Annotated in this window: 27 protein-coding genes; 11 read left to right on the top strand and 16 right to left on the bottom strand. The window is 66.2% G+C overall.

Going from position 1 to position 26,128, the window contains the following annotated elements; all coding sequences use genetic code 11:
* Window positions 1-43: 43 nt before the first annotated feature.
* The 9 genes from VSX79_RS16045 (at window position 44) to VSX79_RS16085 (ending at window position 8,677) form a co-directional block, all read left to right on the top strand.
* Window positions 44-1,279 (top strand): hypothetical protein, encoded by a 1,236-nt coding sequence (locus VSX79_RS16045; RefSeq protein WP_326913851.1) that lies wholly within the window; start codon window positions 44-46, stop codon window positions 1,277-1,279.
* Window positions 1,280-1,361: 82 nt separating this feature from the next.
* Window positions 1,362-1,763: a hypothetical protein gene (locus VSX79_RS16050; protein ID WP_326913852.1), complete on the top strand. Its 402-nt coding sequence runs from the start codon at window positions 1,362-1,364 to the stop codon at window positions 1,761-1,763.
* Between the two features lie 104 nt (window positions 1,764-1,867).
* A complete protein-coding gene (locus tag VSX79_RS16055; RefSeq protein ID WP_326913853.1) occupies window positions 1,868-2,434 on the top strand; it encodes a DUF924 family protein in 567 nt (188 codons plus the stop codon).
* A 28-nt stretch (window positions 2,435-2,462) separates the two neighbouring features.
* Window positions 2,463-3,026 (top strand): pyridoxamine 5'-phosphate oxidase family protein, encoded by a 564-nt coding sequence (locus VSX79_RS16060; protein ID WP_179493528.1) that lies wholly within the window; start codon window positions 2,463-2,465, stop codon window positions 3,024-3,026.
* Window positions 3,026-3,238, top strand: coding sequence for a putative signal transducing protein (locus tag VSX79_RS16065; protein WP_179493527.1), 213 nt, complete (start codon window positions 3,026-3,028; stop codon window positions 3,236-3,238). The genes VSX79_RS16060 and VSX79_RS16065 overlap by 1 nt, the downstream gene beginning before the upstream one ends.
* Window positions 3,239-3,400: 162 nt before the next feature.
* Window positions 3,401-4,099 (top strand): endonuclease/exonuclease/phosphatase family protein, encoded by a 699-nt coding sequence (locus tag VSX79_RS16070; protein WP_179493526.1) that lies wholly within the window; start codon window positions 3,401-3,403, stop codon window positions 4,097-4,099.
* 170 nt (window positions 4,100-4,269) lie between these two features.
* Window positions 4,270-4,608: a P-II family nitrogen regulator gene (locus VSX79_RS16075; protein ID WP_003043080.1), complete on the top strand. Its 339-nt coding sequence runs from the start codon at window positions 4,270-4,272 to the stop codon at window positions 4,606-4,608.
* A gap of 17 nt (window positions 4,609-4,625) precedes the next feature.
* Window positions 4,626-5,990, top strand: coding sequence for an ammonium transporter (locus tag VSX79_RS16080; RefSeq protein WP_179493525.1), 1,365 nt, complete (start codon window positions 4,626-4,628; stop codon window positions 5,988-5,990).
* Window positions 5,991-6,286: 296 nt separating this feature from the next.
* Window positions 6,287-8,677, top strand: a complete 2,391-nt coding sequence (locus VSX79_RS16085) for a TonB-dependent receptor (RefSeq protein ID WP_179493524.1) — start codon at window positions 6,287-6,289, stop codon at window positions 8,675-8,677.
* A gap of 231 nt (window positions 8,678-8,908) precedes the next feature.
* On the opposite strand, the gene VSX79_RS16090 is transcribed toward VSX79_RS16085, so the two are convergent.
* Window positions 8,909-9,388: a hypothetical protein gene (locus tag VSX79_RS16090; protein ID WP_179493523.1), complete on the bottom strand. Its 480-nt coding sequence runs from the start codon at window positions 9,386-9,388 to the stop codon at window positions 8,909-8,911.
* Complete coding sequence (locus tag VSX79_RS16095) at window positions 9,385-9,759, bottom strand: VOC family protein (protein WP_179493522.1); 375 nt, start codon at window positions 9,757-9,759, stop codon at window positions 9,385-9,387. The genes VSX79_RS16090 and VSX79_RS16095 overlap by 4 nt, the downstream gene beginning before the upstream one ends.
* 95 nt (window positions 9,760-9,854) lie before the next feature.
* Here VSX79_RS16095 and VSX79_RS16100 point away from each other — a divergent pair, with 95 nt between their 5' ends.
* Entirely contained in the window at window positions 9,855-10,397 is a 543-nt protein-coding gene (locus VSX79_RS16100) for a winged helix-turn-helix transcriptional regulator (RefSeq protein WP_179493521.1), read from the top strand.
* Window positions 10,398-10,467: 70 nt separating this feature from the next.
* Here the strand turns inward: VSX79_RS16100 and VSX79_RS16105 are convergent, their stop codons facing one another.
* The 12 genes from VSX79_RS16105 to VSX79_RS16160 all read right to left on the bottom strand — a co-directional run bounded on the left by VSX79_RS16105 (window position 10,468) and on the right by VSX79_RS16160 (window position 23,820).
* Complete coding sequence (locus VSX79_RS16105) at window positions 10,468-12,054, bottom strand: GMC family oxidoreductase (protein ID WP_179493520.1); 1,587 nt, start codon at window positions 12,052-12,054, stop codon at window positions 10,468-10,470.
* Window positions 12,055-12,232: 178 nt separating this feature from the next.
* Window positions 12,233-13,147: a sterol desaturase family protein gene (locus VSX79_RS16110; protein ID WP_179493519.1), complete on the bottom strand. Its 915-nt coding sequence runs from the start codon at window positions 13,145-13,147 to the stop codon at window positions 12,233-12,235.
* Complete coding sequence (locus VSX79_RS16115) at window positions 13,140-13,574, bottom strand: hypothetical protein (RefSeq protein WP_179493518.1); 435 nt, start codon at window positions 13,572-13,574, stop codon at window positions 13,140-13,142. Before VSX79_RS16115 ends, VSX79_RS16110 begins: the two co-directional genes overlap by 8 nt.
* The gene (locus tag VSX79_RS16120; RefSeq protein ID WP_179493517.1) at window positions 13,571-14,005 is read right to left on the bottom strand and encodes a TIGR01244 family sulfur transferase; all 435 of its coding nucleotides are present in this window, start codon (window positions 14,003-14,005) and stop codon (window positions 13,571-13,573) included. The genes VSX79_RS16115 and VSX79_RS16120 overlap by 4 nt, the downstream gene beginning before the upstream one ends.
* A gap of 51 nt (window positions 14,006-14,056) precedes the next feature.
* Window positions 14,057-15,844 carry a DNA helicase RecQ gene (gene recQ / locus VSX79_RS16125; RefSeq protein ID WP_326913854.1) on the bottom strand — a complete coding sequence of 596 codons (1,788 nt, stop codon included), beginning with the start codon at window positions 15,842-15,844 and terminating at the stop codon, window positions 14,057-14,059.
* 93 nt (window positions 15,845-15,937) lie between these two features.
* A complete protein-coding gene (gene ybaL / locus VSX79_RS16130; protein WP_326913855.1) occupies window positions 15,938-17,581 on the bottom strand; it encodes a YbaL family putative K(+) efflux transporter in 1,644 nt (547 codons plus the stop codon).
* A gap of 32 nt (window positions 17,582-17,613) precedes the next feature.
* The gene (locus VSX79_RS16135) at window positions 17,614-19,683 is read right to left on the bottom strand and encodes a putative bifunctional diguanylate cyclase/phosphodiesterase (protein ID WP_326913856.1); all 2,070 of its coding nucleotides are present in this window, start codon (window positions 19,681-19,683) and stop codon (window positions 17,614-17,616) included.
* Between the two features lie 102 nt (window positions 19,684-19,785).
* The gene (locus VSX79_RS16140; RefSeq protein WP_326913857.1) at window positions 19,786-21,606 is read right to left on the bottom strand and encodes an ABCB family ABC transporter ATP-binding protein/permease; all 1,821 of its coding nucleotides are present in this window, start codon (window positions 21,604-21,606) and stop codon (window positions 19,786-19,788) included.
* A gap of 102 nt (window positions 21,607-21,708) precedes the next feature.
* A complete protein-coding gene (locus VSX79_RS16145; RefSeq protein WP_179493513.1) occupies window positions 21,709-21,858 on the bottom strand; it encodes a hypothetical protein in 150 nt (49 codons plus the stop codon).
* Window positions 21,859-21,963: 105 nt separating this feature from the next.
* Window positions 21,964-22,521 (bottom strand): LptA/OstA family protein, encoded by a 558-nt coding sequence (locus tag VSX79_RS16150; RefSeq protein ID WP_373562789.1) that lies wholly within the window; start codon window positions 22,519-22,521, stop codon window positions 21,964-21,966.
* A 14-nt stretch (window positions 22,522-22,535) separates the two neighbouring features.
* Window positions 22,536-23,174 carry an LPS export ABC transporter periplasmic protein LptC gene (gene lptC, locus VSX79_RS16155; protein ID WP_179493511.1) on the bottom strand — a complete coding sequence of 213 codons (639 nt, stop codon included), beginning with the start codon at window positions 23,172-23,174 and terminating at the stop codon, window positions 22,536-22,538.
* A 28-nt stretch (window positions 23,175-23,202) separates the two neighbouring features.
* Entirely contained in the window at window positions 23,203-23,820 is a 618-nt protein-coding gene (locus VSX79_RS16160) for a ribonuclease D (protein ID WP_179493510.1), read from the bottom strand.
* Window positions 23,821-24,081: 261 nt separating this feature from the next.
* On the opposite strand from VSX79_RS16160, the gene VSX79_RS16165 reads away from it, so the two are divergent.
* Window positions 24,082-24,870 (top strand): cold-shock protein, encoded by a 789-nt coding sequence (locus VSX79_RS16165; RefSeq protein ID WP_179493509.1) that lies wholly within the window; start codon window positions 24,082-24,084, stop codon window positions 24,868-24,870.
* A 97-nt stretch (window positions 24,871-24,967) separates the two neighbouring features.
* On the opposite strand, the gene VSX79_RS16170 is transcribed toward VSX79_RS16165, so the two are convergent.
* Window positions 24,968-25,429: a Dps family protein gene (locus tag VSX79_RS16170; protein ID WP_179493508.1), complete on the bottom strand. Its 462-nt coding sequence runs from the start codon at window positions 25,427-25,429 to the stop codon at window positions 24,968-24,970.
* Window positions 25,430-25,543: 114 nt separating this feature from the next.
* The gene (locus tag VSX79_RS16175; protein WP_326913858.1) at window positions 25,544-26,098 is read right to left on the bottom strand and encodes a hypothetical protein; all 555 of its coding nucleotides are present in this window, start codon (window positions 26,096-26,098) and stop codon (window positions 25,544-25,546) included.
* Window positions 26,099-26,128: the final 30 nt, after the last annotated feature.

Below are 26,128 nucleotides of genomic sequence, written 5' to 3' on the forward strand. Positions count from 1 at the left end.
TCGCATCATCCGTGGGGGGATCCCTCGCAACAGGGAGGATAATATGCGTTCGAGTCTGCGTTTCGTTTCCGTCGCCGCTATCGCCGCGATGCTCGCCGCCGTTCCCGGCTCGGCGCAAAAGACCACCGGTCCCAAAGAGCGTTACGAGATGGACGTCGCGACCGCGTCGGGGTTCGCCGCGATGACCGCGGGCGGGCGCAAGCCCGGCGTGGGCGGGATGATGGGGATGATGTTCGGGGGCGGCCCCGACAATCAGGTCGCGCGCACGATCGAACTTCGCCTGGGGGCAAACCAGCCGCCGACCAAGCCGCCCGTGCGCGCCGATCATTTCTTCCAGCCGCAGGCGAAGCTTGGCGCGTCCTTGCCGCTGTGGGGGCCAGAGCCCAGCCAGCCGCGTCCGCGCGAGGACGGCAATGAAATGCCCGATAATTTCGAGCGGCCCAAGGGCCGCCTGCTGCTTTATTGGGGCTGCGGCGCCAAGGCCGGGCCGGGGCAGCCCGTCGTGATCGACTTTGCCAAGGTCGCGGCGGGGCAAGTGCCGCCGAACCTCTTTACCTCGACCGTCCCGCGCATACGCGAGGTGATGGCGTCGAACAGCGCCTCCTATGCCGACTGGCCGAACCGCAAATCGTCGAAGGCGGTGCCGAAGGACAGCTCGCTGCTCGGCGCGCACCGCATCGCGGGCAATGTCGGGCCGGATATCAATTTCACCCTCGCGCAGGATTATATGCCTGCGCTGACTGCGTCGACCGCGATGCAGGGCGACGGGTCGGTGATGATCCGCTGGAACGCGCTCCAGCCAGCGACCGGCTACGTCGCCTGGGCGTTCGGCGGCATGGACCGCGGCGGTGGGAACGGCGACATGATATGGTGGACCAGCAGCGCATCGCAGCAGTTCGGCGGCGGGCTGTGGGACTGGCTGCCGCCCGCGACCGTCGCCAACCTCGTGACCAGAAAGATCGTGATGCCGCCCGCGCAGACGAGCTGCCAGATTCCGGCCGAGGTCAAAAAGGCGTCGGGCGAAATGATGTTCGGAAACCTCAACGCCTTTGGCCCCGAAGCCAATTTCTCCTATCCGCCCAAGCCCGCGGGCAACGCCGTGTGGAATATCGACTGGACCGCGAAAGTCCGCTTCCGTTCGCACACCATGCTGATGATCGGCGCCGATTTCGGCGGCATGGGCGGATCGTCGACAGGCGGCAGCGCCCCGGCAGAGCCTGCAAAAAAGAAAAAGTGCAAGGGTCCGTTCGGCATCCCGCTCCCCGACGGGGCGTGCTGAAACGGCGGCGAGTCAGCCCCTGTTCACGCGTGATCGCGTAAGAGGGCGCCGGGTAGGGTATGATGAAGACAGGAGTCGAACCATGCGTCACCTCATCCCGGCGCTCATTGCCGCCGCGGCTGTAACCGCCGCCCCCGCCGCCATGGCGCGCGAGAAGCTCGAACCCGAAGCACAGCTTGCCAAGCTGCTCGAAGGCCGCGTCGCTGGCGAACCGCGGGATTGCATCCCGCTCTCGACCGCGCGCAGCTCGCAGATCATCGACAAGACCGCGATCGTCTACAAGGTCGGCAGCACCTATTGGGTCAACCGGCCGAAGGGCGGCGCCGAATCGCTCGACGACGACGATATCCTCGTCCTCAGGACGACGGGTAGCCAGCTGTGCAGCATCGACACGCTCGAACTGCGCGATCGGACGAGCCGCATGTACAGCGGCTTCGTGTCGCTCGGGGAGTTCGTCCCCTATCGCCGCGCGAAGGGCGAATAAGGATCATCCGTTCCCTCATGGCGAGGAGCCGAACGAAACGCGGCAATCCAGAGCTTGCGTAAACCGCTCTGGATTGCTTCGCTCCGCTCGCAATGACAAATGACTTGGACATATCGCCCGCCCCGCCACCCGCCGACTGGGCCCGGCAGCTCCTCGCCTTCTGGTTCGAAGCGCACGGCATGGACGACTGGTACGGCGGCGGCGCCGATTTCGACGCGGCGGTCCGCGACCTGGCCGAGGGCTGGCACGAAGCGCTCCGCTCGCAGCCGGCGGAGAGCTTCCTGACCGACCCCGACACGGCGCTCGCCGCGACGATCCTCTTCGACCAGGTGCCGCGAAACATCTATCGCGGCCACGCCGATGCCTTTGCGACCGACAGCCTCGCGCGCGCCATCGCGCGCGGGATCGTCGAACGCGGCTGGCAAGAAAACTGGCCCGAGGAACGCCGCCAGTTCGCCTGCCTGCCCTTCCAGCACAGCGAGGACATCGGCGACCAGCGCGAATCGCTGCGCCTGTTCGCGCGCTTCGACGATCCGATGTTCCAGGATTATGCGAAGAAGCATTTCGACATCGTCGACCGCTTCGGCCGCTTCCCCCACCGCAACGAAGCGCTCGGCCGCGCGACGCGTCCCGAGGAAGAAGCGGCGATAGAAGAGGGCAAGAATTGGTGATAGGGCGAGCTGCAAACGGAGAGCAGCCATGGCCGAATTCACCGATACGCTGACCGACAAGCATATCGCCTTCATCGAAAGGCAGCCGGTCTATTTCACCGCGACCGCCGCCGCCGATGCGCGCATCAACCTGTCGCCCAAGGGCTATGCCGACAGCTTCCGCGTCCTGTCGGATACGCGGGTCGCCTATCTCGACCTCGGCGGATCGGGGAACGAGACCCACGCGCATCTCGCCGCCGACGGCCGCATCACGATCATGTTCTGCGCCTTCGATCGCAGCGCGCTGATCCTGCGCATCTATGGTCGCGGCCGCGCCGTGCTGCCGCAGGATGCCGAGTGGGAGGCGCTTGCGGCGCATTTCACGCTGATTCCGGGCACGCGCCAGATTTTCGTGATCGATATCGACAGCGTGCAGACGAGCTGCGGCTGGGGCGTGCCGATGATGGAATTGCAGCATGAGCGCGACACGCTGCAGAAATACCACCGCCAGGCCGACCGCGACCTCTGGGTCGAAAAATTCAAGGGACGCACGCAAAGCATCGACGGGCTGCCCACGCGCCCGACCGACCGCTTCATCGCGGGCGACGCCTGATGCCGCTGGTCGAGCTGGTGCGTCTTCCCAACGGTGCGGAGGCCGAGCTGCTGCGCGGCCGGCTCGAAAGCGCCGGCGTCCACGCTGTGTGCTTCGATGCGGGCATGAACATCGCCGAAAGCGTCGGGCTGCTCATCCCCGTGCGCGTGATGGTGCTCGACGAGGATCTGAGCGAAGCGCAGGCGCTGATGGCCGAGTTTACCACACCCTAGAGTCGTGGTTTCCTCACTTCGTCATTGCGAGGAGCGAAGCGACGCGGCAATCCAGCGGGACGTAAGCCGCCCTGGATTGCTTCGCTCCGCTCGCAATGACGAGCCTGTAAAACGCAACCAACCCCGCATCCGTTCGTCCCTAATCCTGTGAAAACGCCGAACATGATCAAGGTCGCCAGTTACAATATGCGCAAGGGCATCGGGCTCGATCGCCGCCGCGACCCCGGCCGGGTGCTATCGGTGCTCGGCGAACTCGACGCCGATATCGTCGCATTGCAGGAGGCCGACCGCCGGTTCGGCACGCGCGCGAGCGCGATCCCGCCGCACATGTTCGAGGACCATAGCGACTATGTCCCCGTCGACCTCCTGAGCGGCCGCCCCTATGCGATCGGCTGGCACGGCAATGCGCTCCTCGTGCGCAAGGGCGCCGAGGTCGAGGAAAGCCACGCGCTTCACCTGCCGACCCTCGAGCCGCGCGGCGCGGTCGCGGCGACGATCCGCATCGGCGACACGCGGCTGCGCGTCGTCGGCATGCACCTCGACATTTCGGGGCTGCGGCGGCGCCAGCAGGCCCGCGCGATCCTGCACCATGTCGCCGAAGGCGAAGACCTGCCGACGATCCTGATGGGCGACTGCAACGAATGGCGCGCGAGCGGCGGCTGCCTCGCCGATTTCGGCGCGCATCACCGCCCCGTCGACACCGGCCACAGCTTCCACAGCCGCCGCCCCGTCGCGCGGCTCGACCGCATCTTCGCTTCGCCCGATCTCGAAGCGATCGAGGCGGGCGTGCACCGCAGCGCGCTCGCCGCGCGCGCGTCCGACCATCTGCCGATCTGGGCCCGGTTCAGAGCAACAAAATAGCAATCTTTGCCTAAAATTTAGGCATAGCCCTGCCTTTCCTGCCCATCAAACGCACGATCTGGCGCGTCGGCGAGTCCAAAACCGTCACAAAATGTTAACTTTCGCCCCGTGCGCGCAATCTGGCACGCCCGTTGCAGTGCAACATGGTGCCATTAGCAAAAGGGGGCGTCATGAAGCTGATCCTGGCCATCATCAAACCATTCAAGCTCGACGAGGTGCGCGAGGCGCTCACCGGACTCGGCATCGCCGGCATGACCGTGACCGAGGTCAAGGGCTTCGGCCGGCAGAAGGGGCAGACCGAAATCTATCGCGGCGCCGAATATGCCACCAACATGGTGCCGAAGGTGAAGATCGAGCTCGTCTGCGACGACGCGCTCGCACCGCGGGTCGTCGAAACCTTGCAGCAAAGCGCCGGCACCGGTTCGATCGGCGACGGCAAGATTTTCGTCCTCGACGTCGGTCAGGCCGTGCGTATCCGCACGGGCGAGACCGGCGAGGCGGCACTGTAATGACGAAGGGGGAAACTATGACGTTCGCAAACAAGATTGCGGCGAGCGCCGGGGCCGCCGGCCTCTCGCTGTTCGCCGCGCTGCCCGCCTGGGCGCAAGAAGCGGCGCCCGCCGTCGCAGAGGCGGCCGCGCCGACACCCGACAAGGGTGACACCGCCTGGATGATGATTTCCACCGTGCTCGTCATGGCGATGATCGTCCCCGGCCTCGCGTTGTTCTACGGCGGCCTCGTCCGCACCAAGAATATGGCGTCGGTTCTGACGCAGATCCTCGCGGTCGCGGCGCTCGCGATGATCATGTGGGTGATGTTCGGCTACAGCCTCGCCTTTGGCGGCGACGGCAATGAGTATATTTCGTCAGGCAAACTGTTCCTCGCCGGAGTCACCGCGGATTCGACCGTCGCGACCTTCAGCGACGGCGTCGTGATCCCCGAATTCGTCTTCATCGCCTTCCAGATGACCTTCTCGGCGATCACCGTCGCGCTGGTCCTCGGCGGGCTCGTCGAGCGCATGAAATTCTCCGCGGTCATGGTCTTCGCGATCGTCTGGCTGACCATCGTCTATTACCCGATCGCGCACATGGTCTGGTATCTCGGCGGCACCGATGAAGCGACGGGCCTGATCTTCGGCTGGGGCGCGCTCGACTTCGCGGGCGGTACGGTGGTCCACATCAACGCCGGTGTCGCGGCGCTCGTCGGCTGCCTGATCATCGGCAAGCGGAGCGGCTATCAGAAGGACATCATGGCGCCGCACTCGCTGACCATGACGCTGATCGGCACCGGGCTGCTCTGGGTGGGCTGGTTCGGCTTCAACGCCGGCTCGGCGCTCGAAGCCAATGGTTCGGCCGGCCTCGCGCTGATCAACACCTTCACCGCCACCGCCGCCGGCGTCCTGTTCTGGATGCTCACCGAGCGCGTCCTCGGCCACAAGGGCTCGCTGCTCGGCGCCTGTTCGGGTGCGATCGCCGGCCTTGTCGCGGTCACCCCGGCCGCGGGCAACTCGGGTCCGTTCGGCGCGATCCTGCTCGGCGCCGTTGCGGGTATTGTCTGCTGCTGGTTCGTGATGAAGCTGAAAGCCAAGCTCGGTTTCGACGACTCGCTCGACGTGTTCGGCATCCACGGCATCGGCGGCCTGATCGGCTCGATCCTGACCGCGGTCACGATGCTGCCCGCGCTCGGCGGTCCGGCCGGCGACGACTATGTCCTCGGCAGCCAGCTCTGGATCCAGATCAAGTCGGTCGGCGTCGCCGTCCTCTGGTCGGCGGTCGGTTCGGCCATTGCCTTCTATATCGCCAAGGCGGTTACCGGCGGGCGCGTCTCCGAAGAGGTGGAGCGCGAAGGCCTCGACCTCGGCGAGCATGGAGAGCGCGCCTACAATTATTGACGAGACAGGATACCCGTCGCCGCACGTCTCTCTCCTTTCAAACGGCGGCGGGATCCTCACCGGGTTCCTCCTGCGAACCACTGGCCGGGACCGATGTCCCGGCCTTTTTTTTGGTTGTGGCCGGAAGGGCCACGGGCCCTGAACCGACGTTCCGGCCGTTTTTTTGACTGTGGCTACGACGCAACAGGTCAGAGTAATTTTATTACGTGCGAATCGTCCCCCATTGCAGATCACCCGCAAGAGGCGCACCCTCCCGGACGGACCAGCGAAGATTGGCCACCAGGAGGAGGATTATCATGAACAACCGAGCATCTTTGCTCGCGGGCTTGTCGTGCCTTGCGCTCGCAGGCACCCCGGCAGCGGCGCAGGACGCGACTTCGGGCGGCTACGACGGCAATGAGATCATCGTCACCGCCACCAAACGCGACGCGAGCCTTCAGGACGTTCCCTTTTCGATCAACGCCCAGACCGAGCAGGCGATCGAACGCGCCAACGCCAGCACGATCGAGGATCTGTCGCGCAATGTCGCGGGCCTGACCGTTCAAAACCTCGGCCCCGGGCAGAGCCAGGTGTCGGTGCGCGGCGTTTCGGCGGGCCAGATCGCGCGCGACCAGCCAGGCGTCAAGGAACAGGTCGGCGTCTATCTCGACGAATCTGTCGTCTCGCTCTCACTCTTCACCCCCGACCTCGACCTGTTCGATTTGAACCGCGTCGAGACACTGCGCGGGCCGCAGGGCACGCTCTTCGGCTCGGGTTCGGTCGGCGGCACGCTGCGCTACATCACCAACCAGCCGACCACGGACCGCGTCGAGGGCAAGGTCGAGGGCAATGTGAATCTCGTCGACGGCGACGATTTCGGCGGACACCTCAAGGGCGCGATCAACCTGCCGCTCAGTTCCAATCTCGCGATGCGCGCGGTCGGCTATTACACGCGATACGGCGGCTTCATCGACGCGCTGCGCGAGGGCGGCGGCGTGACCGAGGATGTCAACGACGGCGAACGCTATGGCGGGCGCGTGTCGCTCCGCTGGGAACCCGCCGAGAATCTCTCGATCACCCCGCGCTTCGTCTATCAGAAGGTGACCACCGACGGTTTCAACCGGCAGGAGGTCTATAACCTTTTCGCCAACCCGTTCACGACGACGCGGCCGCAGGTGACCTTCGACGAGCGCCAGCAATATCTGCTCCTCGACGAAGCGTTCGAGGACGAGGTCAAGCTTTTCGACCTCACGATGAACTATGCCGGCGATACGATCGGCCTGACCTCGGTCACGAGCTATACCGATCGCGACATCCTCGTCAGCCGCGATGCGAGCGCGCTCACCGGCAGCGTGTCGGCCGACCTCGGCTTCCCCGACGCGGGCATCCTGCTCCCGTCGAACCTCGTCGACACGACCGGCGTCAAGCAGTTCACGCAGGAAGTGCGCGTGAACTCCGCCGGCACCGGTCCCTTCCAGTGGCTGATCGGCGGCTATTATGCCAACGTCAAACGCGACTATACGCAGCGCCTGCCGACACCGGGCTACGATGCCGTCACCGATGCGACGCTTGGCGACGGAACCTCTGCGGCGGTGGCGAACGGGTTCGGCCCCAATTCACCGTACAATGCCGACATCCCCTATGACCTGTCGCAAATAGCGATCTTCGGCGAGGTCAGCTATGATTTCACCGAGCGCCTCACCGCGACGGTGGGCGGGCGCTATTATGCCTTCGACGAAACGCGCCGCTTCGTATCGGGAGGACTGTTCACGAACGGCGACAACGACCGCGACAAGACCTCGTCGACCGGCTTTTCGCCGCGCCTTCTCTTGAGCTACGACGTCGCCGACGGCATCACGCTGAACGCGCAGGCGTCGAAGGGTTTCCGCCTCGGCGGCGTCAACGACCCGCTGAACCTGCCGCTCTGCGACGGCGGCGTGCCGAACGGCCCCGACGCGGAGACGTTTGGCGGCCGGCCGCGCTACGACGACGAAACGCTGTGGAACTACGAAGGCGGGGTGAAGGCGCAGTTCGGCGGCATCACGTTCAACGCCGCCGGCTTCTATACGAAGATCAACAATCTGCAGGTCACCGCCGACGCCGGCAGTTGCTCGTCGCGCATCGTGTTCAACGCCGACGCGCATACGATGGGGCTCGAATTCGAGCTGTCGGCGAGCCCCGTCACCGGGCTCGATCTCGGATTGTCGGGCAGCTATGTCGAGGCTGAGTTCGACTCGACGCTGACGCGCCCGAACGGCACGGTGATCGAGGGTATCCGTGACGGCAACCGCCTGCCCTCGGTACCGAAGTTCCAGATGTCGGCGAACGCGACCTACAGCTTCCCGATCGATCCCTCGTCGGACACCAACGCCTTCGTCACCGCCTCCTTCCAGCATGTCGGCAGCCGCTATACCCAGCCGGGCGACCAGGAGAACAACCCGCGGACTTTCGTGCACGGCTTCACCTTCGGCGGCGCGCCGATCGGGTCGGCGACGACGCTGGACCTCAAGCTGCCCGACTATCAGCTGGTCAATCTCGGCGCGGGGATCGAGTTTCCGGACGAACTCGAAATCTCGGTCTATGTGAACAATCTGTTCGACGAAAATGCGCTGCTCGCCTTCGACCGCGAACGCGGCGGGCGGGCGCGGCTCGGCTTTGCGACGAACCAGCCGCGCACCTTCGGCGTCACGGTACGAAAGGGCTTTTAAGAGTGGAAAGGGGGTCGGGCGCGACCGCAACGCGGCCCCTTTTTCGCGCTGAAATGCTGCACAAATTTTGTGCAGCATTGCCGCAATTTTAGCCTTTCCAACATGACATTAATATGGCATTCATTGGGTCAACAGTTTCAGGAGGGGAGAGCCTGAAAGGCTGGGCCGGGACGCAAGTCCCGGCCCTCTTTTTTTTGTGCGCGACAGGAATATTGCCTGAAAATGGCAGTTTCACGGGGTTTTGCGCGTGTAGCGCAGCATGGCGAAGACGCGCCAATTGCCGTCGTCCTGCAGAATCGAATCGCTGACAACGAGTCTTCCGTCCTCTTCAAGGACATAGGCCGACCGGCCGATCTCGACATCGGCGCTGCCCCAATGTGTCCACCATTTCGCCGCATTCACTCCGCCCGCGATCGCGCGCGTTCGGCCCGTGTCGTCGGTCCATTTCCCGTACAACCGCCCCTCGGCATCAAAGGCATAGGTCGCGTTGGCCGCATAGATGACGGACGGCGTCCCGGCGATGCTCAGACGATAGGCCAGCACCGTCGCGCCGCCCGCGTCCGGTGCGATTTCGAGCGTCGCGGTCGCGGGCTTGCCGAACGCCTCGCCCTCTCCGACCCAGCTGCCATGCCAGGCAGCGAGCGAAGGCGCCTCGACGGCGGGCCCGGCGGGCGCGAGCAGCGCCGCCGCGGCCCACCCAAGCCGCATCATGGCGCGATCTCGGATTGTGAGAACATGAAGGCGTTGCCGTCGGGGTCGTAAAAGGTGAGCAGCTTCACCAACCCCGGTATATGCTGGATATCGCCGTCCTGCTTTACGCCCTCGGCGTCGAGATGCGCTTTCGCTGCCTCGATATCGGCGACCTCGAACACATTGGTCGCGCCGCCGCCCTGCACCACATTTTCGATTTGGCTGAGCCCGATATTGACCCCCGTCATCGGGGTCTTCAGCTCGCACCAGCCGATCTCGTCGGCGCGGTAGAGCAGCTCGCACAACATCACCCGCTCATACCATGCGATCGATGCGGTCATGTCCCTGACCCCCATCGAACAGGTGAGTTCCGACCCGATCTCAAGCGCCATAGCTTCCTCCCTGACCGCCAGCCGACCGGCACGGCAAGCCATGCCGCACCCCAAATCGCTTGCCTCGATGATCTGGTTTGTATAGTTAGTTGCAAATGCAGTCAAGCACACCCGATCCCCTGCTTGTCGAGCTTGGCAGCCACCGCTGGCTGGTGCCGCTGCTCGCCGACCTCGCGGCGCACAAGGGCGCACGCTTCGTCGAGCTGATCCACCGGCTCGGGCTGTCGCGCGACAGCTGCGCACGCACGCTCGATGCTGCGGCAAGGATCGGCTGGGTGCAGCGCAACCCCGGCCACGGCCACCCGCTGCGGCCCGAATATATCCTCACCGAAAAAGGGCGGGCCGCAGCCGCGCGCGCCGCCGCGATCGCCGTAGCGCAGCGGGAAATCGGCCTGCCTCGCGGCGCCGCGACGCGCTGGGGCCTGCCGCTCGTCGCCGGAATCGGCGCCGGGCACGACCGCTTCAACGCGCTGTCGCGCCTGCTCGCCCCGGCAACGCCCCGCGCCTTGTCTCAGGGGCTGACGGCGCTGGGCAAGCATGGGCTGGTGTCGCGCGAAGTGCTCGACCTGCGCCCGCCGGCGAGTCGCTATGAACTGACGCGGACTGGAAGGGTGCTGGCGGAGGCTTGCACCTGGTGACATCCGGCGAAAGCCGGGGCCAGAAGGCTGGCGCTACATCGCAGGGGCCCCCGGCTTTCGCCGGGTGTCACTATGCCAAAGCCGCCTTCACGAAATCCGCCGCCCGCTCGCCGATCATGATACTCGGCGCGTTCGTATTGCCCGACACCAGCCGCGGCATGATGCTCGCATCGGCGACCCACAGCCCTTCGACACCGTTGAGCTTGAGCGCCGGATCAACCACCGCCTCGGCATCGCTCCCCATCCGGCACGTCCCGACGGGATGGTAGACGGTGTCGGCCCGCGACCGAATCAACGCGTCCAGCGCCGCATCGTCGTCGAGATTCACCGGATGCCGGTCGACCCCGGCATAGTCCGACAGCGGCGGCGCTGCAGCGATGCGGTGCATCATCCGCACGCCGGCGCGCAACGTCGCCATGTCGCGCTCGTCGGTCAGGAAGCCAGGGTCGATCAGCGGCGCCGCGGCGGCATCGCCCGACGCCAGCGTCACCGACCCGCGGCTCTCGGGGCGCAGCACGCAGGCATGGCACGAAAAGCCGTGCCCCTTTACCTTGGTGCGCCCATGATCCTCGAGCATCGCGGGGACGAAATGATATTGGATGTCGGGCGCGGGGAGGTCGGGGTGCGACTTCCAGAAACCGCCCGCCTCGGCGAAGCAGGTGGTCATGATCCCGCTACGCTGCCGGCGATGCTCGAAAATCGCCTTGACCATCCGCCATGTGCCGCCCGCGCTGTCGCCGAACGGGTCGGTCGATCGCGTCTCCCAGCTCGACACATAGTCGATATGGTCCTGCAGGTTCGCGCCGACACCTTTGCGGTCGGCGACCACCTCGACGCCCTTGTCCTTGAGCTGGGCCGCGGGGCCGATCCCCGACAGCATCAAAATCTGCGGGCTGTTGAAGGCCCCCGCCGACAGCACCACGCCGCCGCGCGCGCGCAGCGTCTCACGCTTTGAACCGCGGCGGATCACCACCCCGGTCGCGCGCCCGTCCTCGATCAGGATCTTCTCGACCAGCGCGCCGGTGCGCACCGCGAAATTGCCACGCCCGCGCAGGGGCTCGACATAGGCGCGCGCCGCCGACCAGCGTTCGCCGCCCTTTTGCGTCACCTGATAGAGACCGAAGCCTTCGTTGTTGGGTTGATTGAAATCGGCGGTGCGCGGCAGTTGCAGCGCCGCTGCGCTCTCGACGAAACGCCGGCTCGTCACATTCGGCCAGCGCTGGTCCATGACATTGAGCGGCCCGTCGGCGCCGTGAAATTCGTCGCCCCCCCGTTCATTGCCCTCGCTGCGCTTGAAGAAGGGCAGCACGTCGGCGTAGCTCCAGCCGCTCGCGCCGAGCGCGGCCCACTGGTCGTAATCGAAGGCATGGCCGCGGATATAGACCATCGCATTGATCGCGCTCGACCCGCCGAGCCCGCGCCCGCGCGGCTGATAACCGATCCGGCCGTTCAACCCCGACTGCGGCACGGTGTCATAGCGATAGTTCGACGATTTGGGGATGAAGGGCATGAAGCCCGGCGTCTTGACGCGCACCGTGTCGTTGTGCCCGCCCGCTTCGACGAGGCAGACGGTGCGCTTGCCGTCCTCGGCCAGCCGCCCCGCAGCCGCGCTCCCCGCGCTGCCGCCGCCGATGACGATGATGTCGAACTGATCCATGTTTCGCGACTCTCCCTCGCGCCGCCTGCCGGCGGTCGCCCGGATGCTTACATGAATGTCATTAGGCGGCGAAGCAAGCTGCCAAAAGCTTGTCATTGGGAGCGGAGCGAAGCCAGAGCGGATTGCGCCGACTCTGGATTGCCGCGTCGCCTTCGGCTCCTCGCAATGACGGCGAAAATTATTCCGCCGGCTCTTCCATCGGCCGTCCCGCCGCCCAGCGTTCCTTGATCATCGCGCTGGTCGCGCGGCTGCCGTCGTGGCTCCAGCCGGGTTCGCGCCACATATAGGATAGCTTGTGCTTCCACGGCGCGCTCCACACATCCTTCGCGATCCCGACCCACTCATGCACCGCGGCCCACAATATGTTGAAGCTGCCGAGTTGCTTGACGATGCCGTATCGCACCGGCTCGTCGTCGCGCTCGGGGACGAAGCTGCCGAACATCTTGTCCCAGATGATGAAGACCCCGGCATAATTGGCGTCGAGATAGCGCGGATTGACGCCATGGTGGACGCGGTGGTGCGACGGCGTGTTCATCACCGCCTCGAACCATCGGGGCAGCCGCTTGATCGCCTCGGTATGGATCCAGAACTGGTAGATCAGGTTCAGCCCCGCGCAGAAAAAAACCATCGCGGGCGGAAAGCCGATCAGGAACAGCGGCATGCGAAACAGGAAGGTCAGGCTGAAAAAGCCCGTCCACGTCTGCCTGAGCGCGGTCGAGAGATTATAATGCTGGCTGCTGTGGTGGATGACATGGCTCGCCCAGAACCAGCGCACGCGGTGCGCGCTGCGGTGGAAGGCGTAATAGGCGAGGTCGTCGAGGAAAAAGCAGAGGATCCACGCCCACCACCAGCGGCTGAACTCGATCCCGATGTCGAACAGATGGAACTGGTACACCCACACCGACATGCCGATCACCGCCGCGCCGACGAGCGCACCCGCAATCTGGCTCACTGTCCCGAGCATCAGCGACGTCAGCGTATCGCGCGCCTCGTACCGGCTCCTGTCCTTGCGCAGCGAGACGATCATCTCGGCGATCAGCAACAGGATGAAGGCCGGGACCGCGTAGACGACGGGATCGGGCAGCTCAGGCACGATCAACAGCCTCTTCTGACGAAGAGGCCGCGGAAAGCGACCGCATTCTGCTCGCCCACATCCCCGCATCCTTCCCCAGTTGCAGCGTCACCGCGCCGAATGTCTTCTCCGGCATCGTGAGCGTCAGGAAATCCTTGTCGAGCCGCCCGATGACGCTCGCATCGACCGGCCGCGCTGCGAAATGATTGCCATGCGCGCGCACCAGCATCATCCGCCCCTCGGCATTTTGCACTATCGCGGCGAAGCCCGCGCGGTCGCGCGCGACCTCGGTGCCGCGAAACCCCGCTTCGGCCTCTTCGGCGAGCCGGATCGCATGATCGGCATCCGCGATCCGGGGATCGTCGCCGAGCCCCATCTTGCCGACCAGCCAGGCAACGAACAGCACCGCGGCGAGCGACGCGCCCGTCTGGACGAGCACCGCCGTCATTTTTCCCCCGCGAGCGCGTCCAGCATCGGCCTGAGCCCGGAAAGATCATAACCCGCCTTCGCGGCCGCCTCGACGATGCCATCGACATTGTCACCCGCGCGCGCGCGGGTCAGCGCCCAGAGATGCGTCGAACGCGTTCCGGAGCGACAATAGGCAAGGATCGGCCCCGTCGCGCTCGCCAGCAATTTGTCGAGCGCGTCGATCTGCGCATGGCTGAACCCCGCGTGGCCGATCGGAATCGCGGCATAGGCCAGCCCTTCGGCGGCGCAGGCAGTGGAGATATGCTCGCCCTGCGGCGCTGCGGGCTCCTCGCCGTCGGGACGGTTGTTGATCACCATGGCAAAGCCTTGCGACTTCGCCTCGGCGACATCCTCGATGCCGAGCTGCGGCGCGACGCTGAAATGGGCGGACAGGGGTCTAAAATCGCTCATGCCAGCGATCTACTCCCGGCGGCTGGTTGCTGACAAGCGTGAAGGTGAACGTCAGTGCTGACTGATCACATTCAGGAATGCGTCGCCCCACGCCTCGAGCTTCTTGCCGCCGACGCCGGGGATGTCCGCCAGCGCGCTCCGCGTCGCCGGCCGCTCGCTCGCCATCGCGCGCAGCACCGCGTCGTGAAAGATCACATAGGGAGGCACCCCGGCTTCGGCCGCCAGTTCGCGCCGCATCGCGCGCAGCGCGTCGAACAGCGGATCGCCCACCGGGTTCGCTGCCGCGCGATCGGCGCGCGAGGCGCGCCCACCCTCCCGATGGCTGCGCTTCACCGGCGGCTCGGCCATCAGCACCGAGACCTCGCCCTTCATCACCGCGCGCCCCGAAGGCCCGAACATCAGCCCGCCGTGCTCGGTCGTCTCGAGCGCCTCGCGCGCGACGAGCGTGCGGACAAGCGGCTTGATCAGCCGCGCTTCCTCGCCCGCGACGATGCCGAAGACCGACAGCTTGTCGTGACCGCGGCTTTCGATCCGCTCGTCGCTCCGGCCCGTCAGCACCGCTTCGACATGCCCCGCGCCAAAGCTCTGCCCGGTGCGATAGACCGCCGAGAGCAATTTCTGCGCGAGGACCGTCGCATCGATCTGCCGCGGCGGTTCGAGGCAATTGTCGCAATTGCCGCAGCGCTCGGGCGGATTTTCACCGAAATGCCGCAACAACAGCGCGCGCCGGCACTCGACCGTTTCGACCAGCGCCGCCAGTGCATTGAGCCGGACCCGCTCGCCCGCGATGCGCGCCTCGGGCAGTTCGCCGAGCCGCATCCGCGCGCGCGCGAAATCCTCGGCGCCCCACAGCATCATCGCCTCGGCGGGGTCGCCGTCGCGCCCCGCGCGCCCCGTTTCCTGATAATAGCTCTCGATCGACTTCGGCAGTCCCGCGTGGGCGACGAAGCGCACGTCGGGTTTGTCGATCCCCATGCCGAATGCGACCGTCGCGGTGACGATCCCGTCCTCCGACGCGACGAAGTCATGCTGGACCTGCGCGCGCCGTTCGGGGTCGAGCCCGGCGTGATAGGCCGCGACGCTGCGCCCGGTCGCGGCGGCGAGCTTCGCCGCCATGCGTTCGGTTCCGTCGCGCGTCGGGCAATAGACGATCCCCGGCCCCGGATTGGCGGCGATAAAATCGGTGAGCTGCTTCGCGGGGCTGACGCGCGGGGTCACGCGATAGCGGATGTTCGGCCGGTCGAACCCCGCAAGCACCAGCCCGTCGGCCGGAATGCCGAGCTGGACGAGGATATCCTCGCGCGTGTGCCTGTCCGCCGTCGCCGTCAGTGCAAGCCTCGGCACCGCGGGAAAGGCATCGAGCAAGGGGCGCAGCAGCCGGTAATCGGGCCGGAAGTCATGCCCCCATTCGCTGACGCAATGCGCCTCGTCGATCGCGAACAGCACCGGCGTCCGCGCCGCCATCAGCGAGCGGAAGCCCTCGCCCGTCGCACGCTCGGGCGCGATGTAGAGCAGGTCGAGCTGGCCGTCGCGATAGGCCTGCCGCGTATCGGCGAAATCGGCGTCGACGCTGGTCAGCGATGCCGCTCTTATCCCCGCCGCGCGCGCGCCGCGCAGCTGGTCGTGCATCAGCGCGATCAGCGGCGACACCACGACGACGCATCCGTCCAAGGCAACGGCGGGAAGCTGATAGGTCAGCGATTTGCCCGCGCCCGTCGGCATCACCGCGAGCGTATGCGCGCTCGCCATCACGCGGCTGACGACGTCGCCCTGACGGCCACGAAAATGGTCGAAGCCGAAGGTCGATTTCAGGAGAGGGAGAAGTGCGTCTGCGGACATTGGAGAGGGCGATAGGAAGTTTAGGAGCAAGGGGGAAGCCCCACACGTCTCCAATATCGTCATTGCGAGCGGAGCGAAGCAATCCAGAGCGGTTTACGCTCTAGCCAACATTGCCCGCTCGGCCATCCGTGACGCTGTCTCGCGCTCGGCCATCACCACATGGTCGGCGCCGCGGCGTACGAGATCATTTACTTCCTCGTCCGAATGCGCCCGCGCAACGATCACGAGCCTGGGGTTGATCGCGCGCGCGCGCCGTACGATCGCGCCCGCTTCTATCCCCTCTGGAATCGCGATCAGCAGCGTCGACGCATCCTCCAGCCCCGCCTGCCGCAGGATGCTTTCCTTGGTCGCGTCGCCGACGATCACCGTCGCGCCCGCCTCGTGCGCCGCCGCCGCCATATCCTTCTGGTCCTCGATCACCGTCAGCCCCTCGCCCCGCCCGCAGATCATGCCGCCGATATGGCTGCCGACGCGGCCATAACCGATCAGCACGACGCCGGCGTTGCACGGCTCGGGTGCCTCCTCGGCGACATCGCCCGGCAGTTTCTCGATCGGCTCGTCGGCGCGGATGCGCTTCACCGCCAGCGTAAAGAGGATCGGGTTGAGCAGGATCGACAGCATCGACCCCGCGAGGATCAGGTCCCGCCCGGTTTCGGGCAGGACCTCGAGGCCCACGCCCAGCCCCGCGAGGATGAAGGAAAATTCGCCGATCTGCGCGAGGCTGACCGAAATCGTCAGCGCGGTCTGCGACTTGTAGCCAAAGGCGCGGACCAGCGCGAAGGCGGCGAGCGACTTGCCGACGACGATGATCGCGACCGTCGCCAGCACCGGCCCCGGCTGTTCGGTCAGCACCTCGGGATTGAACAACATCCCGACCGACACGAAGAAGAGTACCGCGAAAGCATCGCGCAGCGGCAGCGTTTCTTCGGCCGCGCGCCGCGACAATTGCGTCTCGCCGAGGATCATCCCCGCGAAGAAGGCCCCGAGCGCGAAGGACACATCGAAGATCACCGCCGCGCCGAAGGCGACCCCCAGCGCGATCGCGAGCACCGCGAGACGGAACAGCTCGCGCGACCCCGAATGCGCGACCCAATGCAGCACCCACGGCAGCACGCGCCGCGCGATCAGGAACATGAAGGCCGCGAAGCCGACGACCTTGAGCAGTACGACGCCTGCCGATTGCAGCAATCCCGCGCCGTTCGCGTCTTCGGCGCGGTCGCCGAACATCGCGGGCAACAGCACGAGCGCGAGCACCATCACCAGATCCTCGACGATCAGCCAGCCGACCGCGATGCGTCCCTTCTCGGTCTCGACCATGTCGCGTGCCTGCAGCGCGCGCAGCAGGACGACGGTCGATGCAACCGACAGTGCGAGGCCGAACACCGCGCTCCCCTCGACGGGCCAGCCGAGGTAAAGCCCGAGCATCATGCCGAGCGCGGTCGCGACCGCGATCTGCAAGATCGCCCCCGGCACCGCGATCTTGCGCACCGAGAGCAGGTCCTTCAGCGAAAAGTGGAGGCCGACCCCGAACATCAGAAGAATGACGCCGATCTCGGCGAGTTGCATCGCGAGCCCCGTATCGGCGACGAACCCCGGCGTGAAGGGACCAACCAATATACCTGCGAGCAGATAGCCCGCGATCGGCGATATTTTCAGGCGATGCGCGAGCGCGCCCATCAGAAAGGCGACACCAAGGCCCGCGACGATGGTTCCGATCAGCGTGGTATCATGCGGCATGGACCCTGCGTAAAGGGCCCGCGCGCGCAGGGTCAACCCAAGCCCATTATTTTCGTTACGACTGGACCGTCGGGCGACGCAGATCCGTTCGCCGTCGCCGCGATCGCCACGCCGCGCCCGGGCCGCCCGATCAGGAAGCCCTGCGCTTCGTCGCAGCCCTCGCGCCGCAGCACGTCGAGCTGCTCCGGCGTCTCGATCCCTTCGGCGAGGATCGGGATCGACAGGCTCTTGCCGAGCGCGAGCACCGCCCGCAAGATCGCGGTCGACTGGGCGTTGCCGGCGAGTTCGGCAAGGAAGAAGCGGTCGAGCTTGATCTTGTCGAACGGAAATACGCGCAGCGTTTCGAGCGATGAATAGCCGGTTCCGAAATCGTCGAGCGCCACCCCGACACCAAGCGCCTTGATCTGACGCAGCACATGCAGCGCGCGTTCGCGGTCGGCGATGATCGCCGTCTCGGTGAGCTCGATCTCCAGCCGTCGCGGCGGCAGGCCGGTGTCGAGCAATATCTGGTGGAACAGGCGCGGCAGGTCGACATGCGCGAGTTGCAGCGGCGACACATTGACCGCCACCTTCGACGCGTGCGGCCAGGCGGCCGCGTCGGCGCAGGCGCGCCGCATCACCCATTCGCCGAGCGCCAGGATAAAGCCGTTCGCCTCGGCGAGCGGGATGAACACCGCGGGCGGGATCGAACCGCGGACCGGATGCGTCCAGCGCAGCAGGGCTTCATATCCGGTGACCTCGCCCGTCGTGACCGAGGTCTGAACCTGATAATGGACGTCGAGCTCGTGACGATCGATCGCGCCGCGCAGGTCGGCCGCGAGCTCGCGCTGCTCGCGGATCGCCTCGTCGAGCTGCCCGTCATAATGGCACGGCGCGGTCGCGGCATCGGCTTTCGCGCGATACATCGCAAGGTCGGCGTTGTTCGCCAGCATCTCGGCAGTGGCGGCATCGTCGGGGAAGACCGCGACGCCGATGCTCGCGCCGAGCCGCGCCTCGAAATCGGGAAAAGCCAGCGGCGCTTTCAGCTCGGAATCGAGCCGTGCCGCGAAGGCGGTCAGCTGCGCGCGATCGGTAAAGCGCGTCAGCGCGACGAATTCGTCGCCGCCCAGCCGCGCGACGAATTCATTGTGGCCGAGCATATCGCGCATCCGCTGCGCGAGCCGCGCGAGCACCTCGTCGCCCGCCTTGTGGCCGTGGACATCATTGATTTCCTTGAAGCGGTCGAGATCGATCGCGCAGAGGCCGACGCGCTCGCCGCTCACCATCGCTGCCCCTATCTGCCGCGCCAGTTCGCCGCGAAAGGCGACGCGATTGGGCAGGCCCGTCAGTGCGTCGTTCATCGCCATACGCGTCATCTCGCGCAGCGCCTCCGACCGCGTCTGGCGGTCGAGCATCGCGGCGAAGACTCCCGCCGCGATCACGATGCCGCCGACGATGACCGTCGCGAGCGCCAGCGCGTTGAATTCCGCCGGACGCAGCGGCGTGGTGTCGAGCGCCATCGGGATGATCCGCATCGCGGTCATCGCGAGAAAGTGGAGCGAAGCGATCGCCAGCACGATGAGCAGCGTTGCGAGGGGGACGCGATATCGTACCGTGCGGGTCGTGCGCAGCACGGTCAGCGCCGCGGCGGCAAAGGCCATCCCGCAGATCACCGCCGCGGCGATATAATGGCCGTCCCAGGTGACGATGCCATCGACGCGGTACGCCGTCATGCCGGTGAAGTGCATCGCGGCGATCGCGGCGCCGAACAGCGCCCCGCCGATCGCGCCGAAGACCTCGTCCTTCCCCCAGGCCGCGACCGCGAATCCGATGAAGCTACCGATCATCGCGACCATCAGCGACGCGATGGTCAGCACCGGGTCGAGCGTCACCGGCGCTTTCGCCTCGAACGCCAGCATGGCGACGAAATGCGTGCACCAGATCGTCGCGCTCGCGGCGACCGCGACGAGGAAGGCCCAGGCGACCCCGTGCGCGCGCGATCCATCGCGCGCGCGCTCGAACATCTGGACGATCGCAAAAGCGCCGACGCCGCAAATCGCGACCGCCAGCGCGACGAGCCACGGATCGTGGTCGATCGCGATACACATCGCCAGCCTGATCAAGAGCCCACCTTTCGCGTCGATGTCCGCCGACGTGACGGATAGGTTCGAAGAGGCTCAATGAGCGGAAATCACTTACAAAATTGTAAACAACGGGGTCGCGAATTACGCCTCCACCGTTCCTTCGTCACGCTCCGCCTGTTGCCGCGCCCACATGTCGGCATAGAGCCCGCGCATGCCAAGCAGCTGGTCGTGCGTGCCCGTTTCGGCGACGCGGCCCTTCTCGAGCACGATGATGCGGTCGGCGTTCGTCACCGTCGACAGGCGGTGCGCGATCACCAGCGTCGTGCGCCGCGCCGCGATGCGTTCGAGCGTGTCCTGGATCGCCGCCTCGGTGCGGCTGTCGAGCGCGCTGGTTGCTTCGTCGAGGATTAGGACGGGCGGGTTCTTGAGCAGGGTGCGCGCGATCGCGACGCGCTGTTTCTCGCCGCCCGACAGCTTCAGCCCGCGCTCGCCGACCTCGGTCTCGTAACCCTGCGGCAGCAGCGCGACGAAGCCGTCGATCGCCGCGCCCTCGGCGGCCGCCGCAATCTCGTCGACGCTCGCACCCTCGCGGCCATAGGCGATGTTATAGCCGATGCTGTCGTTGAACAGCACCGTGTCCTGCGGGACGATCCCGATCTCGGCGCGCAAACTCTTTTGCGTAACCTGGCTGATATCCTGACCGTCGATCAGCACACGCCCGCCTTGCGGGTCATAAAAGCGGAAAAGCAGCCGCGCGATCGTCGACTTGCCCGCGCCCGACGGCCCGACGATCGCCAGCGTCTCGCCCGCGCCGACCGCGAAGCTCACGCCGTTCAGGATCGTGCGGTCGGGTTCATAGCCGAAGACGACATTCTCGAACGCCACCGAGCCGCCGTTCACGACCAGCGGCCGCGCGTCCGGCGCATCCGAAATCTCGGGCGGGGTGTCGATCAGGCGGAACATCGCCTCCATGTCGATCAGCCCCTGGCGGATCACGCGATAGACCATGCCGAGCATGTCGAGCGGGCGGAAAAGCTGCGCGAGCAAGGTGTTCACCAGCACCACGTCGCCGACCTTATATTCGCCGGTCGACCAGCCCCACACGGTATAGGCCATCGCGCCCGCGAGCGCCGCATTGGTGATCAGGCTCTGCCCGATGTTGAGCCAGGCGAGGCTGTTCTCGCTCTTCACCGCCGCGCGCGCATATTGGTCGGCGACGTCGCGATAGCGCGCTTCCTCGCGGTCCTCGGCGCCGAAATATTTGACCGTCTCGTAATTGAGCAGGCTGTCGACGCTGCGCCCGATCGTCAGCGTGTCGAGGTCGTTCATCCGCGTGCGCAGCGCGTTGCGCCAGTCGGTCACTTTGCGCGTGAAAATGATATAGACGACGACCATCAGCGCGGTCGCGCCGGCAAGGCCGAAGCTGAACCTGGTCCAGAAAATGATCAGCACCGCGGCGAGCTCGACGATCGTCGGCGCGATGTTGAACAGCAGGAAATAGAGCATCGTGTCGATGCTCTTGGTGCCGCGCTCGATCACTTTCGTGACCTCGCCCGTCCGCCGCGCGAGGTGGAAGCGCAGGCTCAGCGCGTGGAGGTGGCTGAAGGTCGCGATCGCGAGCTCGCGCGTCGCATCCTGCCCGACGCGTTCGAACACCACGTTGCGAAGATTGTCGAACAGCACCCCCGCAAAGCGCGCGCCGGCATAGGCGAGCACCAGCCCGATCGCGAGCAGGGCGCCCTCCTCCATTCCCGGCGCCATGCGATCGATCGCGGCGCCATACAGGAAGCCCATCGACAGCTGCACGCCCTTCGACGCGAGCACGATGAGGCCCGCAAGAACGATACGGGCCTTCGCCTCGGCCTGCCCCGCCGGCCACAGATAGGGCAGGAAGCGGCGGAGCGTCGCGAGGACGGGCGGTTCGCGGCTGGCGTCGGCGGAGGTTGCGGTGTCGGGAGGCATGAACGCCCCATGTAGGGGCGCGGGAGCTCAACGCCAAGCGGCTCGCTTCCCTGCTCCCGCATCCCGGCGCGGGCCGGCATGACGATTATCGGGACGGCAGAGCTATATTTTCTGGCGCGGCACCGCGTGGCGGATGATCCGGTCGATCAGCCGCCGCTCTTCGGATGTCGGGGTCGGCACGATCGCGGCGGGCGGTTCCTGGCGCCGACCGAACAGCGGACGGCGGGGCGGGACGAGGGGGGAAAAGCGCATGGGGGCTGCCTTCAATCTGACGCGGCGCGCCCCCCGGCTCCGCTATGATCTGGTCCCGGCACCCATGGTGCAGCCGCATGGTTGCAGCCCGGTAAAGCGGCGTGGTTACTGCTTTCTTTCCGGTACCGTGAAGGTGCCGGTGACGCGCCCGCCGGTGCCGCCCTGGACGGCGTTGCCATCGGGACCGCGCGACGCGCCGCGCCCGTCGACCGTCGCGCGGCCGCTGTTGAGATCGATCACGAGCCGCCCGCCGCGCAGATTGTTGCCGCGCTGGCGCAGCTCTACATTGCCGACCATCGTGATCAGGCGGCGGTCGAGGTCATAGATGGCGACATTGCCCTTCGCCGTCTCGTCGCCCTTCACCACCGTCACGCCGCCCGTCGCATCGAGCCGGTTGACGTCGGTGCCGCCCGAGCGCGTATAGGCGACGGTCATCCGCGGCGCGGTGACCGTCAGCCCCGCCTGCGTCACACGGACATTGCCCGCCAGCACGACGCGGTCTGCGCGATCCTGCACCTCGATGCTGCCCGCCGCGAAATCGACGGGCGCGTTGCTGTTGTGATTGGCGAGCGCCTGCGCCTCGGCCCGGTCCGCAGTGCCGGCGGAAAGGACGGCGAGACTGGTCAGGGCAAAGCTCGCGCCAGCAAGCGCCATGCTCTTCATGGTCCAAAGCCGGTTCATTTGAGCACTCCCTGATTGATCCTGAGCCGCGCATTGCCTTCCAGCCGCACGATCCGCTTGTCGAGGTCGGCCGAAATCTGGTTGGCCGAAAACGGGCCGATGTTCAACGCGCCGTTGACGCCGCCCGTGCCGGTGAGGGTGCGCGTCTTCAAATCGACCGCGACATTGCTCGCGTCGATATGATAGCCGTTCGCGCTCTTGACCTGCACCGTTCCGGGCACCGCGACCTTTTCGGTTTCCATATTATAGGCACCGTCGCGCGCAACGATCGTCGCGGGGCCGTCGGCGAGCTTGATCGCCCCCGACAGGTCGGTCATCCGCACGATCGGCTCGGCCGAGCTTTTCTGCACCGCGCTGCCCGCGAGCAGCGCAAAAGGCTGCCCCTTCGCATCTTGCCCGCGATATTCGGCGCGCGTCACCTTCATCCGCTCGCTCGCCATGTCGACCTTGTCCTTGGCGAGCAGGAAGCTGATCTCGGCACGCTGAGTGAAGGGGGAGAAGACGAGCACCGCCGCGACGACGCCGATGACGAGCGGCAGGCCGAAGCGCAGGATGCGCACCACCCGGTCGTGGCTCGAGCCGCTTCGCGCCCACATCTGGCGCATCGTGCGGTCAAGGTCGGCGCGTTCGGACATTCATCAGGACCTTCGTGCGAATCGCTCGTCAGCTGTGCGCAAAAATATCGGCCTCGGGCCAACCGGCGAGGTCAAGCGCGGCGCGCGTCGGCAGGAAATCGAAACAGGCCTGCGCGAGTTCGGCCCGCCCCTCGCGCGCCAGCCGCGTATCGAGAATCGCCTTCATCGCGTGCAGGAAACGCACGTCACTCGCCGCATAGTCGCGCTGCGCGTCGCTGAGCTCGGCGGCGCCCCAGTCGCTCGACTGCTGCTGCTTCGACACTTCCTGGCCGAGCAATTCGCGCACCAGTTCCTTGAGGCCGTGCCGGTCGGTATAGGTGCGCACCAGCTTCGAGGCGATCTTGGTGCAATAGACGGGCGCGGTCACGACGCCGAGCGCCTGCTGCAGCGCGGCGATGTCGAAGCGGGCAAAATGAAAGAGCTTCAACCGGCCCGGATCGGTCAATATCCCCTTCAGCACGGGCGCATCATAGGCGCTGCCGGGGTTGAAACGGACCAGATGCTCGTCGCCCGACCCGTCGCTGATCTGGACGAGGCACAGCCGGTCGCGCAGCGGATTGAGGCCCATCGTCTCGGTATCGATCGCGACCGCGCCGGGGCCGATCACGCCCTCGGGCAAATCTTCTTCGTGGAAATAGACTGTCATCAGGTCGCCTTAGGCCAAGCGGCCCTGCCGCTCAATGGCTGGTTTGCAGGCCCGCCCCATAGCCACCGAAGCCCGCGGCAAACCGTGCAATATTCCGCAGCATCTTTCTGAAATTTTCTGTTCGCAGCCTGTGGATAATTAGGCTATATCTTGCGTCCTTGATGGCATGGGGCGAGTCTGTGCCCGTGGTGAACTGCGTCCCCGTCCGGCGCAAGGAGCCGGTTGAATGGGGTATGGACGACCGAAAGCGACTACTAAGCAATGAGTTTCAACAAGGATCGCCGTGGCCATCGGGGACGCGGCAAGCGCGATGATTTCGGCAATTTCGACAGCTTCGAGCCGGCTCCCTACAGCGGCGACAGCTATGGCGGCGGCCGTGGCGGCTTCGGCGACCGTGATCGCGGCGGCTTCGGCGGCGGCGATCGTGGTGGCGGTTTCGGCGGCGGTGAGCGCAGCGGCGGCTTCGGCGGCGGCGGCGGTGGTGGCGGTTTCGGCGGCGGACGCGGTGGCGGCATGCCGGCGCAGGTCGTCGGCGAAGGCCAGGGCACCGTCAAATTCTTCAACGCATCAAAGGGCTTCGGCTTCGTCGCCCGCGACGATGGCGGCGAAGATGTGTTCGTTCACATCAGCGCGGTCGAACAGGCGGGTCTTCAGGGCCTCGCTTCGGGCCAGCCGCTCGGCTTCACGCTCGTGGAGCGCAACGGCAAGGTTTCGGCGATCGACCTCAAGATCGAGGGCGAACCGATGCCGGTCGAGGAATTCGCTCCGCGCCGCGACGATCGCGCTGGCGGTGACCGTCCGGGCGGCGCCCGCGGCCGTCGCCAGCTGACCGGTGAACGCACGTCGGGCACCGTCAAATTCTTCAACACGACGAAGGGCTTCGGCTTCATCGCGCGCGACGACGGACAGGCCGACGCCTTCGTCCACATCAGCGCGGTGCAGCGCGCCGGCATGGCGGGCCTCGACGAGGGCGACCGCGTCGCCTTCGACATCGAAGTCGACGACCGCGGCAAGTTCGCGGCGGTGAACATCCAGCCGCATCAGGACTGATCGGCCGGACAAGCCAAAAAAGAAGGGCGGCTCGCGAGCCGCCCTTTTTGTTTGCTGCGCCGGTTTTATGCGCGAGCGGTTGCGGCGAGTGACCGGCTCAATAGCCCAGCGTCGCCTCGAGGAACCAGATGCGCTGCTGCGTCTCGTCGGCCCAGCCGTCGACCAGCCCGCTCGTCGCGATGTCGCCATCGGCTTCCGCGGCGGCCTTCACGTCACGCAACTGGCCGAGCAGCAGCTTGTTATCCTCGGCAAGGCGCCGGATCATCGCCTCGGCATCGGCGTTCGCGCTATCATCGTCGCGGATCGAGGCGCGGCGGCCGATATCGCCGATGGAACGCAGCGTCGATGCACCGTTTTTGCGCACGCGTTCGGCGATCAGGTCGGTGGTCGCGAAAATCTGCCCCGCCTGTTCGTCGAACAGCAGGTGCAGTTCGCGAAAGCGCGGTCCCTGGACGTGCCAGTGATAATTTTTGGTCTTCAGATACAGCGCGAAGCTGTCGGCTAGCAGTGCGTTCAGCGCATCGGCGACGGCGGGGGTGTTGGCGTTCTTCTCGGACATGGGAGCATCCTTTCTGTTGTCCCGCCAATATAGCGAAACCCGATGACGCTTTCCCATTGAAGCTTTGGGTAAGTTTCATCGATAAAAGCGATGAAACACTCCCCGCGCGCCCGATCAGCCGATTAATCCGAAAGCGCCGAGCGCGGTGCGCAAACCCCAAAGCACCAGGATCATCGCCGCGGCCCAGCGCAGGTTCCGCGCCGCTCGCCGCTCGGCCAGCGCGGGTCCGAAGGCAAGGAAGGGCAGCATCGACAAGGTCCAGCCGATCAGCCCGCCCGCCGCCGCCCACTGTCCGGCACCGCTGGTCGCGGCGAGCGCCGCGATCAGGAAATGGCTGCGGTCGCCGAACTGGTTCGCGAGCATCCGGCCCGCGAACATGATCGTCGACGCGTCGTCGGCGCGCGCATCGCCAACGGGCTTCAGCGGCCACAGCAATGCGACCGCGGCCGACAGCATCGCGAGCGTGACGAGCAAGGCTGCGATGCCCTGCCCGATCATCTGGTTCGCGAGGGCCCCGGCGGTCGCGGCGACAGCCGCATTGACGATGAAAGCGCCAAAGGCGATGCCGACGGTAACGCGCCGGTCGCCGCGCACGCCAACGAGCCGCGACAGCGCGATCCCGCTGCGCCCGTCGGCATTGGCGAGCAGCACCGCCACCAGCGCGAGCATGATTGCGTCCATGACGTCAGGTCTGGATTT

The sequence above is a fragment of the Sphingopyxis chilensis genome (assembly GCF_035930445.1).
Lineage (GTDB): Bacteria > Pseudomonadota > Alphaproteobacteria > Sphingomonadales > Sphingomonadaceae > Sphingopyxis > Sphingopyxis chilensis.

Bases quoted from the DNA above. Each gene is read 5' to 3' on its own strand.
- VSX79_RS16070 (WP_179493526.1), top strand. From the start codon at position 3,401: ATGATCAAGGTCGCCAGTTACAATATGCGCAAGGGCATCGGGCTCGAT.
- VSX79_RS16150 (WP_373562789.1), bottom strand. From the start codon at position 22,521: ATGAAGAGCATGGCGCTTGCTGGCGCGAGCTTTGCCCTGACCAGTCTC.
- VSX79_RS16085 (WP_179493524.1), top strand. From the start codon at position 6,287: ATGAACAACCGAGCATCTTTGCTCGCGGGCTTGTCGTGCCTTGCGCTC.
- VSX79_RS16120 (WP_179493517.1), bottom strand. From the start codon at position 14,005: ATGAGCGATTTTAGACCCCTGTCCGCCCATTTCAGCGTCGCGCCGCAG.
- VSX79_RS16065 (WP_179493527.1), top strand. From the start codon at position 3,026: ATGCCGCTGGTCGAGCTGGTGCGTCTTCCCAACGGTGCGGAGGCCGAG.
- VSX79_RS16050 (WP_326913852.1), top strand. From the start codon at position 1,362: ATGCGTCACCTCATCCCGGCGCTCATTGCCGCCGCGGCTGTAACCGCC.
- VSX79_RS16100 (WP_179493521.1), top strand. From the start codon at position 9,855: ATGCAGTCAAGCACACCCGATCCCCTGCTTGTCGAGCTTGGCAGCCAC.
- VSX79_RS16090 (WP_179493523.1), bottom strand. From the start codon at position 9,388: ATGATGCGGCTTGGGTGGGCCGCGGCGGCGCTGCTCGCGCCCGCCGGG.
- VSX79_RS16045 (WP_326913851.1), top strand. From the start codon at position 44: ATGCGTTCGAGTCTGCGTTTCGTTTCCGTCGCCGCTATCGCCGCGATG.
- ybaL (WP_326913855.1), bottom strand. From the start codon at position 17,581: ATGCCGCATGATACCACGCTGATCGGAACCATCGTCGCGGGCCTTGGT.
- VSX79_RS16075 (WP_003043080.1), top strand. From the start codon at position 4,270: ATGAAGCTGATCCTGGCCATCATCAAACCATTCAAGCTCGACGAGGTG.
- VSX79_RS16115 (WP_179493518.1), bottom strand. From the start codon at position 13,574: ATGACGGCGGTGCTCGTCCAGACGGGCGCGTCGCTCGCCGCGGTGCTG.
- lptC (WP_179493511.1), bottom strand. From the start codon at position 23,174: ATGTCCGAACGCGCCGACCTTGACCGCACGATGCGCCAGATGTGGGCG.
- recQ (WP_326913854.1), bottom strand. From the start codon at position 15,844: ATGTCCGCAGACGCACTTCTCCCTCTCCTGAAATCGACCTTCGGCTTC.
- VSX79_RS16095 (WP_179493522.1), bottom strand. From the start codon at position 9,759: ATGGCGCTTGAGATCGGGTCGGAACTCACCTGTTCGATGGGGGTCAGG.
- VSX79_RS16165 (WP_179493509.1), top strand. From the start codon at position 24,082: ATGAGTTTCAACAAGGATCGCCGTGGCCATCGGGGACGCGGCAAGCGC.
- VSX79_RS16140 (WP_326913857.1), bottom strand. From the start codon at position 21,606: ATGCCTCCCGACACCGCAACCTCCGCCGACGCCAGCCGCGAACCGCCC.
- VSX79_RS16170 (WP_179493508.1), bottom strand. From the start codon at position 25,429: ATGTCCGAGAAGAACGCCAACACCCCCGCCGTCGCCGATGCGCTGAAC.
- VSX79_RS16060 (WP_179493528.1), top strand. From the start codon at position 2,463: ATGGCCGAATTCACCGATACGCTGACCGACAAGCATATCGCCTTCATC.
- VSX79_RS16105 (WP_179493520.1), bottom strand. From the start codon at position 12,054: ATGGATCAGTTCGACATCATCGTCATCGGCGGCGGCAGCGCGGGGAGC.
- VSX79_RS16160 (WP_179493510.1), bottom strand. From the start codon at position 23,820: ATGACAGTCTATTTCCACGAAGAAGATTTGCCCGAGGGCGTGATCGGC.
- VSX79_RS16175 (WP_326913858.1), bottom strand. From the start codon at position 26,098: ATGCTCGCGCTGGTGGCGGTGCTGCTCGCCAATGCCGACGGGCGCAGC.
- VSX79_RS16080 (WP_179493525.1), top strand. From the start codon at position 4,626: ATGACGTTCGCAAACAAGATTGCGGCGAGCGCCGGGGCCGCCGGCCTC.
- VSX79_RS16145 (WP_179493513.1), bottom strand. From the start codon at position 21,858: ATGCGCTTTTCCCCCCTCGTCCCGCCCCGCCGTCCGCTGTTCGGTCGG.